The following is a 13974-nucleotide window of genomic DNA, read 5'->3' as shown; positions in this document are numbered from 1 at the left end:
GATTGATTTGGATAGCTGGCGTCGCGTTTTAACCCCCGGTGACCGGAGGAAAAAAGGCGATTTCGTCGAAGTCTTCGATCGGCTGGTCCGTTTGGCATAACTCCTGGTTCAGCGCGCACATCAGGTTGCATTCACCCAGCACGTTGGTCCATTTCTCGCCGCGACCCATCAGCATCCGACGCACGTCTTCGATGGTCTTGAGGTCGGCGGTCAATGGCACTTTTTCACCACCCAGGTTCAGCAGGTCGCGATAGCGGGCGAAGTAGTTGATCAGGATCATTGCGCGTCCTCGAACCTGAAGTGACCGGAACGACCACCCTGTTTGCTGAGCAAGCGGATGTCGTCGATGACCATGCCGCGATCCACCGCTTTGCACATGTCGTAGAGCGTCAGCGCGGCGACACTGACGGCGGTCAGCGCTTCCAGTTCGACGCCGGTCTGGCCTTCGACGCGGCAGGTGCCGATGATCTTTACGCTGTCCGGCGCGCAGGCCTTGAGTTCGACGCGGATTGAACTGAGCAGCAGGGTGTGGCACAGCGGAATGAGTTCGTGGGTTTTCTTCGCGGCCATGATTCCGGCGATCCGCGCCACGGCGAACACATCGCCTTTGGGGTGGCCGTCGCTCTGGATCAGCTTCAAGGTGTCCGGGCGCATGCGCACCCAGGCCTGGGCTTGAGCCTCGCGTTGGGTCGAGGTCTTGTCGCTGACATCGACCATGTTGGCGTGACCCTGGCTGTCGAGGTGGGTCAAGCCGTTGGGCGCTGAATCTGCAGTGTCGGTCATGGGAGGTTCCTGCGCTGACGAGCGCGGTGATCAGGTGAAGGCATCATGCCGGGCTGTAAATGCGGGGTGCGTTGCGATGAGGCACGTGGATCAGGTTGAGGCGATGTTTGATCGCCCATTGCACGGTCAGGGCGGTAGGCGCCGACAGGCTGACCAGCGTGCCGAGCCTGGCCCTGACGGCTTTGTGAATCAGTTCCAGGCTGCAACGACTGGTGACCACGGTGAAGCCGCTACGGCTGTCGATGCCGGCGTGTTGCAGGGCGCCGATCAATTTATCCAGGGCGTTGTGGCGGCCGATGTCTTCGCGGCAGATCATCGCGTTGCCATGAGCGTTGAAGTACAGCGCCGCGTGCAGTGCGCCACTGCTGCGGGCCATTTGTTGGGCCTGTTCGATGCGGTGGCGGATGTCGATGAAATGCTCGGCGGGTGGCAGGGCAACCGGATCGAGAATCTCCAGTTTCGGCAATGCCTGCTCCAGCGCTTCCACACCGCACAACCCACAGCCACTGGTGCCGGCCATTTGTCGACGATGATTCTTCAGCGCCCAGAACGCGCGGCTGGAAATCTGCACATCGGCCTGCACCGCCTGATCGAAATGGCTGAGGCGCAGGTCGTAGATTTCGCTCTGGTCCTCGACGATGTCGTTGCTGACGCTGAAACCACGGATGAAGTCTTCGAGGTTGCCGGGCGACACCATCATCACTGCCTGACTCAAACCGTTGTAGGTGATCGCCAGGGCAATCTCCGACGCCAGCGCTGCCTGACAGACTGCCGCGCCACTGTCGTACTCGCGAAAGTTGACATTCAATGGTTTTGGCGCAGGGGCGTTGGTATCACTTCGATCAATGGCTTGTTCAACTTGGCACAACATGGGAAGAACCTCGAAGCGCTGAATTGAGTTCAGGCTACGGGTAACTTTTTAGTCCGTCCAATCGCTTGTTCCGATGTGGTGATTGGTGATGTCTATCACTACCGGCGAAGTTGTTTTTATATATGGGCCAATAGTGATCAGATCTTTGGCGAAAACAGCAATTTCGCTTCGGCGAAACACTTCTCGGCAATCGCCGAGCGCGGTTCGGTTTTGCGCATGACCAGACCCAGCGGCGCGAGCACACTGGCGTCCGGCAAATTGATGAAGGCCAGGTGCTCGATCGGCTCTTCGAGGCCGCTGTCCAGCGGCATGATCGAGCAGCAAAAACCTTCGTGGATGGCCTGGAGCAACTGGTAAGTCGAATCGCTTTCCAGGATCGGCTGCGGGTTGAGGCCGCGACTGCGGAAGCTCAGGTCGATGGATTTACGGTAATGCATGCCATTGCTGATCATCCCCAGCGGCAATTCAGCGGCATCCTCCCAGCTCATTTCCGTGCCGTCGAAATGGAAGTGCCGGGTGTCGTACAGCAAGCCGACACGGGTCTCGCCGATCTCGAAAAACTCGAAGTAATTGGGGTTGACGTGGTCGAGGTAACACACGCCCAAATCCAGTTGGTTATTGCCCAGGCTTTCGATGATCTGGTCGGAACTCAGGGACGACAGGCTGAACTTGAGCTCGGGAAAGCTGTGGGACAGGCCCTTGATGTAGGTGACGGGATTGAAGCTGCTCAGCGGCACCAGACCCATGCGCAGGTTACCGACCAATTGGCCACGGCACGCGGCGGCTTCGGCGAACAACCCGTCGTGGGCAGCCAGCAGGGTTCGGGCCCACGCCAACACCCGTTCGCCGGCCTCGGTGAAACCCTCGAAGCGCTGGCCGCGGGTGACCAGCACCAAATCCAGTTCATCCTCCAGGTTACGCAGACGCATCGACAGGGTCGGCTGGGTGATGTGGCAGCGCGCCGCGGCTTGGCCGAAGTGGCGGGTCTGCTCCAGGGCGATCAGGAACTTGAGTTGTTTGATGTCCATGACGGCACCTGCTGACGGGGGAGTGAAGGGTAAGTATTGACTCAGGTGCGCAAGACACAAGGCGCGGCTGGAAACGTTGGGGTGCAGACGATCTCACTGTCCTTGAAGGGCGTCCAATCAGTACTGTTTAAGGGGTTATCGATCTGCTCTATCACAGATTGTTTTTTTCAGATTATTCGTGTGATAGATCCGCTCGATAGTGTGGTTGGTTAGAGTGATTAGACAGTGTTCATTGCAGCGCTTTAGTCTCTGAAAGTTATTTAATTGATATCTGCCGGAGAATCCCATGAGCGTTAAGCCGGATGCATTGTTTATACCGTTGAATATTGCCGTGTTAACGGTGAGTGATACCCGTGAATATGCCAATGACACCTCCGGGCAGTTGCTGGTCAGCCGCTTGCTGGAAGCCGGCCACACCTTGAGCGAACGCAATCTGCTCAAGGATGACCTGTACAAGATCCGCGCGCAGGTGGCGACCTGGATTGCCGATGACACTATTCAGGTGGTGCTGATTACTGGCGGTACCGGCTTTACTGGACGCGACAGCACACCTGAAGCGGTGGCGTGTTTGCTGGATAAACGAATCGACGGTTTCGGCGAGTTGTTCCGGGCGATTTCCATTCTCGACATCGGCACCTCCACGGTGCAGAGCCGCGCCCTGGCGGGGTTGTCGAACGGCACGCTGGTCTGTTGCCTGCCGGGTTCCACCGGGGCTTGTCGCACCGCGTGGGAAGGCATCCTCGCCGAGCAACTGGACGCCCGTCATCGCCCGTGCAATTTCGTCCCGCACCTCAAGGCTGTGCAAGCCTGCGGGACGCGCGGATGAGCCGTTTGCCGCTGATGCCGGTGGAAGACGCCATCGACCGTTTGCTGACGATGGCCGAGGCGCAGTGGATCGAAGACAGCGAAGCGGTGCCGCTGAGCGCCGCGCGGCAGCGGGTGTTGGCCAATGATCTACTGGCAACCCTCGACCTGCCGCCGTGGCCGAACAGTGCAATGGACGGCTATGCGCTGAACGTCGACGACTGGGACGGCGCGCCACTGGTCGTGTCCCAGCAAGTGTTTGCTGGCCAGGCCCCCGAAGCACTGGCACCGGGAACCTGCGCCCGGATCTTCACGGGCGCCCCGGTGCCATCGGGCGCCAACGCCGTGGAGATGCAGGAGAACACCGAAGCACAGGAGGATGGGCGCATCCGTTTCCATCAGCCGCTCACGGTGGGCAGCAATATTCGCCCGCAAGGCCAGGAAAATCGCGCCGGTGACGTGTTGCTGCGCGCGGGCAAGCGCCTCGGGCCGTTTGAGTTGGCAGTCGCGGCGGCGCAGGGCTGCACGCATGTTCAGGTCGTGCGTCGACCACGGGTGGCGTTGCTGTCCACGGGCAATGAACTGGTCGAACCGGGCACGCCGCTCAAACCCGGCAGCATCTACAACAGTAATCGCACGTTGCTTAGCCACTGGTTGAGTGCCTTGGGTTGCGACGTTATCGACGCCGGAGTACTTCCTGACGAGCTGCGGCAGACACGGCTGCAGCTCGAACAATTGCAACACGCGGCGGACTTGATACTGACCACTGGCGGTGTATCCGCCGGGAATGCCGATTGTCTCGGCCAGGTGCTGCGCGAATGCGGCAAGCCAGTGCTGTGGAAGCTTTCAATCAAACCGGGGAAACCTTTGACCGTGGGCCATTTTGGCAGCGTGCCGGTGATAGGTTTACCGGGTAATCCGACCTCGGCCCTGGTCACGTTTGGCCTGCTGGCCCGGCCTTATCTGTTGCGGATTCAGGGCGTCGAAGACGTCGAGCCTCTGAGCTTCCCGGTCAGCGTCGGGTTTGCCTGGCCGAAAGCCGGAAGCCGCCGCGAATACCTCCGGGTGAAACTGCAAGCCGGACGCGCCGAGCTCTATCCAAACCAGAGTTCAGGTGTGCTGTTGGGCGCGTCCTGGGCGGATGGACTGCTGGAAATCCCGGAAGACTGCACGCTGCAAGTGGGCGACACCGCACGGTTCATTCCCTTCAGCGAACTGTTCTGAATCCAGCAAAAACCAACCTGTGGGAGCTAGCCTGCTAGCGATGGGGCCGGCACATCCAACAGAGATGCTGGCAGACAAACCGCCATCGCCAGCAGGCTGGCTCCCACAGGTTTTTAGCTAAGGACAAAATCCACAGGCTCAAGCTGTGGCGGCAGTTCTGTCACGCCCAGTGCATCCAGAATGTCGCGCTCGATGTTGCGCACGATGGCGTCGGTGGGCAGGTCGTTTTCGTCGCGGCCGAACGGGTCTTCCAGTTCATCGGCAATCGCGTCCAGGCCGAAAAAGGTGTAGCTGACAATGGCGGTGAAAACCGGTGTCAGCCAGCCCAGCGGTTCGGCCATGGCGAAAGGCAACAGGATGCAGAACAGGTAGATGGTCCGGTGCAGCAACAAGGTGTAGGGGAAGGGCAGCGGGGTGTTTTTGATCCGTTCACAGACGGCTTGCGAGCGGGTCAGATTGGCCAGATGGTTGGCCATGATCGTGTAGCGCCAGTCGCTGATGGTTGCGGATTCGTTGAGTGTCGAGCACTGTTGACCGACGTTCAGCAGGATTTGCCCGGTGACGTCCGAGGTGCTGCCCTTGGGCATCGGTTGCAGCCAGTCACCGCTGGCGGCCAATTCGTTTTCCTTGCGCAACCGGGCGTTGAGCGCGTGGGCGAATCCGCACAAATTGCTGAGGATCTGATGCCGCACACTGGCGTCCTTGATGATCAGCGTTTCGCGAATCATCGAACGGGTTTCAACGATCACATCGCCCCACGCCTTGCGCGCTTCATACCAGCGGTCATAGCAGGCGTTGTTGCGAAAGCTCATGAAGATCGACAACGACAGACCGAGCAGGGTGAAGGGCGTGGCACTGACCTTGGAAAAATAACTCGGGTGCAACGTCTCGATCAGCACGATCGCCGAGGCGAGCAGCGTCACCATCAGGCTGCGCCGGGCGATGCGTTTGGCAATCGAGCCCTTGAGGGAAGTCAGTACGCCGATCAGGTTGGGTTTGGGTCTGACGATCATGGTGTTCAGCCACCGGTCATGTTCATGAAGCGAACAACCTGGACATCGTCGTTCACTTCGAAATTGTGTCGATAAGGCTTGAGCTTCATGGCCTCGATGATGGCTTTCTCCAGGCGTTCGGGCTGCCCCGGATGGCCGCGCAAAACTGCCTTCAGATCCACGGAATGCTCATTGCCCAAGCACAGCAGCAGGCGACCTTCCACGGTCAGCCGCACCCGGTTGCAGGTGCCGCAGAAGTTGTGGCTGTGGGGCGAAATGAACCCCAGGCGAATCTGCGGTGCTTCGGCCAGGCGCCAGTAGCGCGACGGACCCTGGGTCGACTCGGCGGAATCAATCAGAGTGTAGCGTTCGGCGATCTTTTCACGGACCTGGGCGCTGGAATAAAACGATTCGGCGCGGCTGTGTTCGTGGATCGTGCCCAAGGGCATTTCTTCGATGAAGGAAATGTCGAGGTTGCGGTCGATGGCGAAGCTCACCAGATCGTTGATCTCGTGATCGTTGCGGCCCTTCATCACTACGCAATTGAGCTTGGTATTGCGGAAACCGACCTGGTTGGCAGCGTCGATGCCTTTGATGACCTGTGCCAGATCACCAGTGCGGGTCAGTTCGCGAAAGCGTTGTGGGTCCAGGCAGTCGAGGCTGATGTTGAGGCGCTTGACCCCGGCGTCGAACAAGGGCTGCGCCAGTTTGGCCAACTGCGAGCCGTTGGTGGTCATGCACAGTTCCCGCAGGCCGGGCAGGGCGGCGACCTTTTCGCACAACTGCACCACGCCGGGACGGATCAGCGGTTCGCCGCCGGTCAGGCGAATCTTGCGCGTGCCCAGGGCGACGAAGCTTTGTGCGACTTGGTAAATCTCTTCCAGGGTCAGCACCCGTTGGCGCGGCAGAAACTGCATGTCTTCGGCCATGCAATACACGCAGCGAAAATCGCAGCGGTCGGTGACCGACATCCGCAGATAGTCCACGCGCCGGGAGAATCCATCGATCAAGACTCGTTCTGACATGACACCCTCGCTTGGCGCTTTTTGTATGAATATTCCGTCTTTAACGGACTTGTTGAGCGCAGGCTAAGAGCAACTTGTCGGGGCGTCCAATCACTATTAATAACCGGCTGATCGACCGCATCTATGATGAATTTATTTTGCCGGTTAAAGTTGTTTTTATATTGTTCAAGTGCCTGTAGATAAAGGAAAAAATGTCGTGATAGAGCATTTCGATAATGTGGTCATTAATAGCGATTAGACAATATTTATTCGCCATTCATATTCTTTCTCCGTCATCGAACAAAGACCTGTATCAGGTCAACGCCTGTGTGCATTGTCACGGAGAAGTACCATGTCTCAAGTCGACCGCTACAAACCCTATAAAGGTGCCGCCGCTGGTTGGGGCGCGCTGATCGCTGTGACCAAGAACTGGCTGGGCAGTGAAAACGCCCTGAAGAACATCCGTGCGATGCTCAAGACCAACCAGAACGGCGGCTTCGACTGCCCGGGTTGCGCCTGGGGCGAGTCGCCGGAAAACGGCATGGTCAAGTTCTGCGAAAACGGCGCCAAAGCCGTTAACTGGGAGGCCACCGGCCGTCTGGTCAACCCGGCGTTCTTCAACAAATACAGCGTGTCGACGCTGGCCGAACAGAGCGATTACTGGCTGGAGTATCAGGGCCGACTGACCCACCCGATGCGCTATGACGCGGCCACCGACCGTTACGTCGAGACCACGTGGGACGACGCGTTCGCGTTGATCGCCCGGCATCTCAATGCGCTGGAATCGCCGAACCAGGCCGAGTTCTACACCTCGGGCCGCGCCAGCAACGAAGCGGCATTTCTCTATCAACTGTTCGTGCGGGCCTACGGCACCAACAATTTCCCCGATTGCTCCAACATGTGCCACGAGGCCAGCGCCGTTGCGATGATCGAAAGCCTCGGCGTGGGCAAAGGCACCGTCGTGTTCGATGACCTGGAGCATGCCGACGCGATTTTCGTCATCGGCCAGAACCCCGGCACCAACCACCCACGGATGCTTGAACCGCTGCGCGAAGCGGTGAAGCGTGGCGCACAGGTGATCTGCATCAACCCGCTCAAGGAGCGCGGGCTGGAGCGTTTCCAGCACCCGCAGCACCCGATCGAAATGCTGCTCAACGGCTCTGAACCGACCAACACCGCCTACTTCCGTCCGGCACTCGGCGGCGACATGGCAATCATGCGCGGCATGGCCAAGTTCCTCTTGCAGTGGGAGCGTGAAGCGCAAGCCACCGGTGGCGAGCCGGTGTTCGATCATGAGTTCATCGCCGAACACACCTCGGGAATGGATGCCTACCTGGCCGAAGTCGACGCGACCAGCTGGGAACACATCGAACAGCAATCGGGCATGACCCTGGCCGATATCGAACTCGCCGCACGGATGTACGCCCGGGCCAAGCGCGTGATCATGTGCTGGGCGATGGGCCTGACTCAACACACGCACTCGGTGGCGACGCTGCAGGAAGTCATCAACCTGATGTTGTTGCGCGGCAACGTCGGCCGTCCCGGCGCGGGTCTGTCGCCGGTGCGCGGCCACAGTAACGTGCAGGGCGACCGCACCATGGGCATCAACGAACTGGCGCCCAAGGAGCTGTTGGACGCGCTGGAAAAACGCTTCTCCTTCACGCCGCCACGCGAGCATGGTCACAACACGGTGATGGCGATTTCGGCGATGGAGCAGGGCCGCGCGAAAGTGTTCATCGGCCTGGGTGGCAACTTCGCCCAAGCGACGCCCGACACCCCGCGTACCCACGCCGCGTTGCGTAAATGCGACCTCACCGTACACATCGCCACCAAGCTCAACCGCAGCCACTTGGTGACTGGCCGGGAAGCGCTGATCCTGCCGTGCCTGGGCCGTACCGACATCGATATTCAAGCCGAAGGCCCGCAAGGCGTGACCGTGGAAGACACCTTCAGCATGATCCACATTTCCCACGGCCAGCTGAAACCCAAGTCCAAACAGCTGCGTTCGGAGCCTGCGATCATTGCCGGCATCGCCGCGGCGACGCTGGGCAAGCAGCCGATTGACTGGAACTGGGCCATTGGTGACTACGGGCGCATCCGCAACATGATTGCCGACACCATCCCGGGCTTCGAAGACTTCAATCAAAAACTGCTGCATCCCGGTGGTTTCCACATGGGCAACGACGCATCCGACCGGATCTGGAAAACCGCCAGCGGCAAGGCGCAATTCACCCCGAGCGAGTTGCCCGAGCACCTGATCAGCGAAGGCGTGCGCAACCTGCCGGTCAAGCCGCATCTGATTTTGCAGACCATGCGTTCCCACGATCAGTACAACACCACGCTGTACGGTCTGGACGATCGCTATCGCGGGGTCTACGGCATGCGCGATGTGGTATTCGCCAACGAGCAGGACATTCTTCGGCTCGGTTTCGAACCGGGGCAGAAAGTCGATCTGGTGGCGCTGTGGGACGACGACCGCGAACGTCGGGTCAGCGGTTTTACCCTGATCGCCTACGACATTCCGGCCGGTCAAGCCGCTGCTTATTACCCGGAGACCAACCCGTTGGTGCCACTGGAAAGTTACGGTGATCGCACGTTCACCCCGACTTCCAAATTCGTCGCCATCCGGCTGGAGCAGGCCAAGGCAAACGGCCTGATTTCCACCTCCGCCGCGTAGTGCTTCGCCGGAGCGAACTGATGTCGCTCCGGCTGACTGCAAACCTTTCGACATGAGTTGGCTGCAGGCCCCACGGCCTGACGGTGGCCCGGCCGTGTGCCGCCGTTTTACAGCCGCGATGAGGATTTCGACATGTTTAACCTCCAGGCACTGGACCTGGCGCGGATGCAATTCGCGTTCACGGTTTCGTTCCATATCATCTTTCCCGCCATCACCATCGGGCTGGCCAGTTTCCTGGCCGTGCTTGAAGGGCTTTGGCTGAAAACCCGCAACGACACCTACCGTGATCTCTACCATTTCTGGTCGAAGATCTTTGCCGTCAACTTCGGCATGGGCGTGGTCTCGGGCCTGGTCATGGCTTACGAGTTCGGCACCAACTGGAGCCGTTTCTCCGACTTCGCCGGCAGCATCACCGGGCCGTTGTTGACCTATGAAGTGCTGACCGCGTTCTTCCTCGAAGCGGGTTTTCTCGGGGTCATGTTGTTCGGCTGGAACCGGGTAGGGCGCGGGCTGCACTTCTTCTCGACGGTCATGGTCGCCATCGGCACCTTGATTTCGACCTTCTGGATTCTCGCATCCAACAGCTGGATGCAAACGCCTCAAGGTTTCGAGATCGTCGACGGTCGCGTGATGCCGCTGGACTGGCTGGCCATCGTGTTCAACCCGTCGTTCCCGTATCGGCTGGCGCACATGGCGATTGCCGCGTTCGTGGCCACCGCGTTTTTTGTCGGCTCCTCGGCGGCGTGGCATCTGTTGCGCGGCAACGACACCAAGCAAGTGCGCAAGATGTTGTCGATGGCGTTGTGGATGGCCCTGATCGTCTGCCCGATTCAGGCAGTGGTCGGCGACGCGCATGGCTTGAACACCCTGGAACATCAACCGGCGAAAATCGCCGCCATCGAAGGACACTGGGAAAACAACGGCAACGAAGCGACGCCGCTGGTGCTGTTCGGCATCCCTGACATGCAGGCTGAGGAAACCAGATACGCCATCGAGATTCCGTATCTGGGCAGCCTGATCCTGACCCACAGCCTCGACAAGCAGATCCCCGCGCTCAAGAGCTTCCCGAAAGAGGACCGCCCCAACGCGACGATCATCTTCTGGAGTTTCCGCGTCATGGCCGGGCTGGGCATGTTGATGGTGCTGGCTGGTGTGCTGGGCCTGGTGCTGCGTCGCAGCGGCGCCATCTACCGCAATCGCTGGTTCCTGCGCCTGATGTTGTGGATGGGGCCGAGCGGCCTGATCGCCATGCTGGCGGGCTGGATCACCACGGAAGTCGGGCGCCAGCCGTGGGTGGTGTATGGCCTGCAACGCACGGCGAATGCCGCGTCCAATCACAGTGTCACGCAGCTGAGCATCTCACTGGCGCTGTTCGTGGTGATCTACTTCTCGGTGTTCACGGTGGGCATCGGCTACATGATGAAACTGGTGGCCAAGGGGCCAAAACCCCATCACGAGCATCCGCCTGCGGGGCATTCCGAGCAGGTGATAACGCCGCGTCGTCCGCTGTCCGCTGACGCTGAAATTCTCGAAACCGACGCCCGCGTCATTTGAAAAAGGGGAGTTGAGACATGGGTATTCAAGGTATCGATTTATCGCTGATCTGGGGCGTGATCATCGCCTTCGGCGTGATGATGTACGTGATCATGGACGGTTTCGACCTGGGGTTGGGGATTCTCTTTCCGCTGATCCCGGATGCCAAGGAACGTGATGTGATGATGAACACCGTGGCGCCGGTCTGGGACGGCAATGAGACCTGGCTGGTGTTGGGCGGCGCGGCGCTGTACGGCGCGTTCCCGCTGGCCTATTCAGTGATTCTGGAAGCGTTGTACCTGCCGTTGATCCTGATGTTGTGCGGCTTGATTTTCCGTGGTGTGGCGTTCGAATTTCGCTTCAAGGCCAGCCCGGAAAAGCGTCACGTCTGGGACATGGCGTTCATCGGCGGTTCGCTGCTGGCGACGTTTTCCCAAGGTGTGGTGATCGGCACTTACATTGCCGGTATTCCGGTGGTCGACCGGCAGTTCGCCGGCGGCAGTTGGGACTGGCTGGCGCCTTTCCCGCTGTTCTGCGGTGTCGGGCTGATCGTCGCTTATGCACTGCTCGGCAGCACCTGGTTGCTGGTCAAGACCGAAGGCATGCTGGAATCGCGGATGCGTTTGTTCACCCGCCCACTGGCCTGGCTGTTGCTGGCGGTGATCGGCGTGATCTGCGTGTGGACGCCCATCCTGCATCCGGAAATCGCCACACGCTGGTTTGCCCATGCGCACCTCGCGGTGTTCGGCGCACTGGCGGTGTTGGCCTTGCTGGCGATGTTCGGTTTGCTCAAGACCTTGCGTCAGCGCCACACCCATTGGCCGTTCGCTTTTACCCTGATGCTGGTGTTCCTCGGCTACATCGGCCTGGCCTTCAGCATCTGGCCGAACATCGTGCCGCCGTCCATCAGCCTTTGGGCCGCGGCATCACCGGCGACCAGCCAGTTGTTCATCCTGATCGGCGCGCTGTTCATCCTGCCGATCATCCTGATGTACACGGTCTGGAGCTACTACGTTTTCCGCGGCAAAGTGAGGATTGGTGATGGCTACCATTGATACGCGTCAACCGGCACCTGCGCGTTGGTACAAGCGCCTTGGGTGGCTGGTAGTGATCTGGCTGGGCAGTGTGGTTGCATTGGGTGTGGTGGCGGGGGCATTGCGGATGTTGATGCAGGCGGCCGGGATGAGTTCGCACTGACAACGGTGAACCTGTAGGAGCACGGCTTGCCGGCGATAGCGACCTCAAGTGCCCCATCGCCGGCAATCCGTGCTCCTACGAAAAGCAATCAACCCGGAGCCCCATGACAGGGCTCCGGGTTTTTGTGTTTTTACTGAGCGCCAAACATCGCCGTCCAGTAAATCCCCGCATCACTCTTCGGATCAACTGCGTACGCCGCACCCAAATCGCGGAACTGCGGGTTCATCAGATTCGCGCAGTGGCCGGGGCTGGCCAGCCAGCCGTCGACCACTTTGCGTACGCTGTCCTGGCCGGCGGCGATGTTTTCGCCGATCTGCTGGAAGTCGTAGCCTGCCAGCTCCGCGCGGTCGCCCGGCGTGCGGCCATCACGGTCCTTGTGATCGAAATAGTTGTTGTTGGCCATGCTGCGCGACTGGGTTTCGGCGGCGGTCGCCAGCGTGGCGTTCCAGGTCAGCGGCGTGGTCGCGTTGAAGGCTTGAGTGCCGCACTGGCGTGGTTTGCTTCGTGCGGCGTTCAGCTCGGTCAATAGCTTCTGGCCTTCAGCCTGCCAATCGCCCAGGCGTGCGCTCAGCAGTGGCCGGGCTACCACGATGCGCCATTGGTTGTCCTGGCGGCTGACCCCGACATCGACGAATTGCGGGTCGAGCACGATCTGGCAAAAACTCTCCTGAATCGCTTTCATCGCCGACGGCGCATCGCGCGGTCCGGCCAGGCTGATCGCTTGCACGTTCTTCATCGGATAACCGGCGGTGGCCATGGCCTGCTGCAGATTGCCGATGCTGGCGGCGGACAGAACCAGTCGTGGGTCGGCCGCCAGCGGTGGCAGCTCCGACGAGACCTGGCCGGCGCAGCGTTGCAACTGGCTGCGGTAGACGTTGATCGATTCGATCAGTTGCGACTCGTCGCTGGCCAGTGCGGTGGCGGCGAACGACAAACCCAATGACAACCCGGCAAGGCGCAGAGTGGATGACGGGGACAGGAAATGCATGGAAATCCTCCTTGAGCTGACTGCGCCCATGATGCTTGAAATTACCCCCTCGAAGGCAATGCATTTTTACGGGACGCGGCACCGTGTGTGCAATCATTTCACTACTACACTGAAGCAACACTGCCCATTGAGTTATCCGACCATGCGCTGCAACTGGATAGCAACCTGCCTCGCCCTGACACTCCTCGCCGCTCCGGCATTCGCCACCGACCAGGAACAAAAACAGAAAGTCGCTGAAGACAAAGCCGAAGTGCTGGAGCAAAAGGCTGCGCAAAACAGCAGCCCCGCGCCGGCGCCCAAGTCTGAGGCCATCACCCAGCCTGAAGTCCAGGCCGTGGACCCGGCGGGAAAAGCGCCGCTGGATGACGCCATCACTTGCCTCGCCCGTTCGATCTACTGGGAAGCCAAAGGCAAGGATTCGGCCGACATGGAAGCGGTGGCCAACGTGGTCATGAACCGTCTCGGTCACGAAGGTTTTCCCGACACCGTCTGCGGTGTGGTCAAGCAGGGTTCGGAAACCAAGAGCTGCCAGTTTTCCTGGTGGTGCGATGGTCGTCCCGACTCGGTGCAGGAAGAAGTGCAGTATTCAATGGCCAAGGAAATTGCGCGCAAGGCGCTGAACAAGCAATTGCCGGATCGCACGAAAGGCGCGTTGTATTTCCATGATCGTACGGTGAAACCGGATTGGGCCAAGGAGTACACCAATACGGCAAACATCGGCTTGTTCAAGTTCTATAAGCCGATAGGCGGTGATGCGAAGTAGTCTCTGTTATGCGGGAAAAACCTGGGTGATTTATCCAGACCACCGAAACTGCAATATTTCTGTTCTACAAGCTTCATGACGCAGCAAGGGTCAGCAACGTCATGAGCGGA

General features: G+C 59.7%; 14 protein-coding genes. 7 read left to right on the top strand and 7 right to left on the bottom strand.

Features of this window, described 5'->3' with window-relative positions; all coding sequences use genetic code 11:
- Nucleotides 1–28: 28 nt before the first annotated feature.
- The 4 genes from ACW9JC_RS05045 to ACW9JC_RS05030 all read right to left on the bottom strand — a co-directional run bounded on the left by ACW9JC_RS05045 (nt 29) and on the right by ACW9JC_RS05030 (nt 2682).
- Nucleotides 29–280: a MoaD/ThiS family protein gene (locus ACW9JC_RS05045; protein ID WP_457453943.1), complete on the bottom strand. Its 252-nt coding sequence runs from the start codon at nt 278–280 to the stop codon at nt 29–31.
- A complete protein-coding gene (gene moaC, locus ACW9JC_RS05040; RefSeq protein ID WP_457453942.1) occupies nt 277–783 on the bottom strand; it encodes a cyclic pyranopterin monophosphate synthase MoaC in 507 nt (168 codons plus the stop codon). The genes ACW9JC_RS05045 and moaC overlap by 4 nt, the downstream gene beginning before the upstream one ends.
- Before the next feature lie 43 nt (nt 784–826).
- Nucleotides 827–1654 (bottom strand): formate dehydrogenase accessory sulfurtransferase FdhD, encoded by an 828-nt coding sequence (fdhD, locus tag ACW9JC_RS05035; RefSeq protein WP_457453940.1) that lies wholly within the window; start codon nt 1652–1654, stop codon nt 827–829.
- 137 nt (nt 1655–1791) lie between these two features.
- Complete coding sequence (locus ACW9JC_RS05030) at nt 1792–2682, bottom strand: LysR family transcriptional regulator (protein WP_457453938.1); 891 nt, start codon at nt 2680–2682, stop codon at nt 1792–1794.
- 286 nt (nt 2683–2968) lie between these two features.
- On the opposite strand from ACW9JC_RS05030, the gene moaB reads away from it, so the two are divergent.
- Nucleotides 2969–3508, top strand: a complete 540-nt coding sequence (moaB, locus tag ACW9JC_RS05025; RefSeq protein ID WP_457453936.1) for a molybdenum cofactor biosynthesis protein B — start codon at nt 2969–2971, stop codon at nt 3506–3508.
- Nucleotides 3505–4710, top strand: coding sequence for a molybdopterin molybdotransferase MoeA (locus ACW9JC_RS05020; RefSeq protein ID WP_457453934.1), 1206 nt, complete (start codon nt 3505–3507; stop codon nt 4708–4710). The genes moaB and ACW9JC_RS05020 overlap by 4 nt, the downstream gene beginning before the upstream one ends.
- 113 nt (nt 4711–4823) lie before the next feature.
- On the opposite strand, the gene ACW9JC_RS05015 is transcribed toward ACW9JC_RS05020, so the two are convergent.
- Nucleotides 4824–5723 carry a bestrophin family protein gene (locus tag ACW9JC_RS05015; protein WP_457453933.1) on the bottom strand — a complete coding sequence of 300 codons (900 nt, stop codon included), beginning with the start codon at nt 5721–5723 and terminating at the stop codon, nt 4824–4826.
- Nucleotides 5724–5728: 5 nt separating this feature from the next.
- Nucleotides 5729–6727, bottom strand: coding sequence for a GTP 3',8-cyclase MoaA (gene moaA / locus ACW9JC_RS05010; protein WP_457453931.1), 999 nt, complete (start codon nt 6725–6727; stop codon nt 5729–5731).
- Between the two features lie 331 nt (nt 6728–7058).
- Between moaA and ACW9JC_RS05005 the strand changes: the two genes are divergently transcribed.
- From ACW9JC_RS05005 to ACW9JC_RS04990, 4 genes are all read left to right on the top strand, one after another.
- Nucleotides 7059–9383 (top strand): FdhF/YdeP family oxidoreductase, encoded by a 2325-nt coding sequence (locus ACW9JC_RS05005; RefSeq protein WP_457453930.1) that lies wholly within the window; start codon nt 7059–7061, stop codon nt 9381–9383.
- A 132-nt stretch (nt 9384–9515) separates the two neighbouring features.
- Nucleotides 9516–10937 carry a cytochrome ubiquinol oxidase subunit I gene (locus ACW9JC_RS05000; RefSeq protein WP_457453928.1) on the top strand — a complete coding sequence of 474 codons (1422 nt, stop codon included), beginning with the start codon at nt 9516–9518 and terminating at the stop codon, nt 10935–10937.
- Nucleotides 10938–10954: 17 nt separating this feature from the next.
- Nucleotides 10955–11971, top strand: a complete 1017-nt coding sequence (gene cydB / locus ACW9JC_RS04995) for a cytochrome d ubiquinol oxidase subunit II (protein ID WP_457453926.1) — start codon at nt 10955–10957, stop codon at nt 11969–11971.
- Nucleotides 11958–12113, top strand: a complete 156-nt coding sequence (locus ACW9JC_RS04990; RefSeq protein WP_448107457.1) for a DUF2474 domain-containing protein — start codon at nt 11958–11960, stop codon at nt 12111–12113. Before cydB ends, ACW9JC_RS04990 begins: the two co-directional genes overlap by 14 nt.
- Nucleotides 12114–12243: 130 nt before the next feature.
- Here the strand turns inward: ACW9JC_RS04990 and ACW9JC_RS04985 are convergent, their stop codons facing one another.
- Complete coding sequence (locus tag ACW9JC_RS04985; protein WP_457453924.1) at nt 12244–13101, bottom strand: CAP domain-containing protein; 858 nt, start codon at nt 13099–13101, stop codon at nt 12244–12246.
- A 142-nt stretch (nt 13102–13243) separates the two neighbouring features.
- Between ACW9JC_RS04985 and ACW9JC_RS04980 the strand changes: the two genes are divergently transcribed.
- Complete coding sequence (locus ACW9JC_RS04980; RefSeq protein WP_457453968.1) at nt 13244–13864, top strand: cell wall hydrolase; 621 nt, start codon at nt 13244–13246, stop codon at nt 13862–13864.
- The last annotated feature ends 110 nt before the right edge of the window (nt 13865–13974 follow it).

Source organism: Pseudomonas sp. SDO5591_S426, from assembly GCF_054070755.1.
The sequence above is the reverse complement of the archived record's forward strand: the minus strand, read 5'-3'. Positions and strand labels throughout refer to the sequence as shown.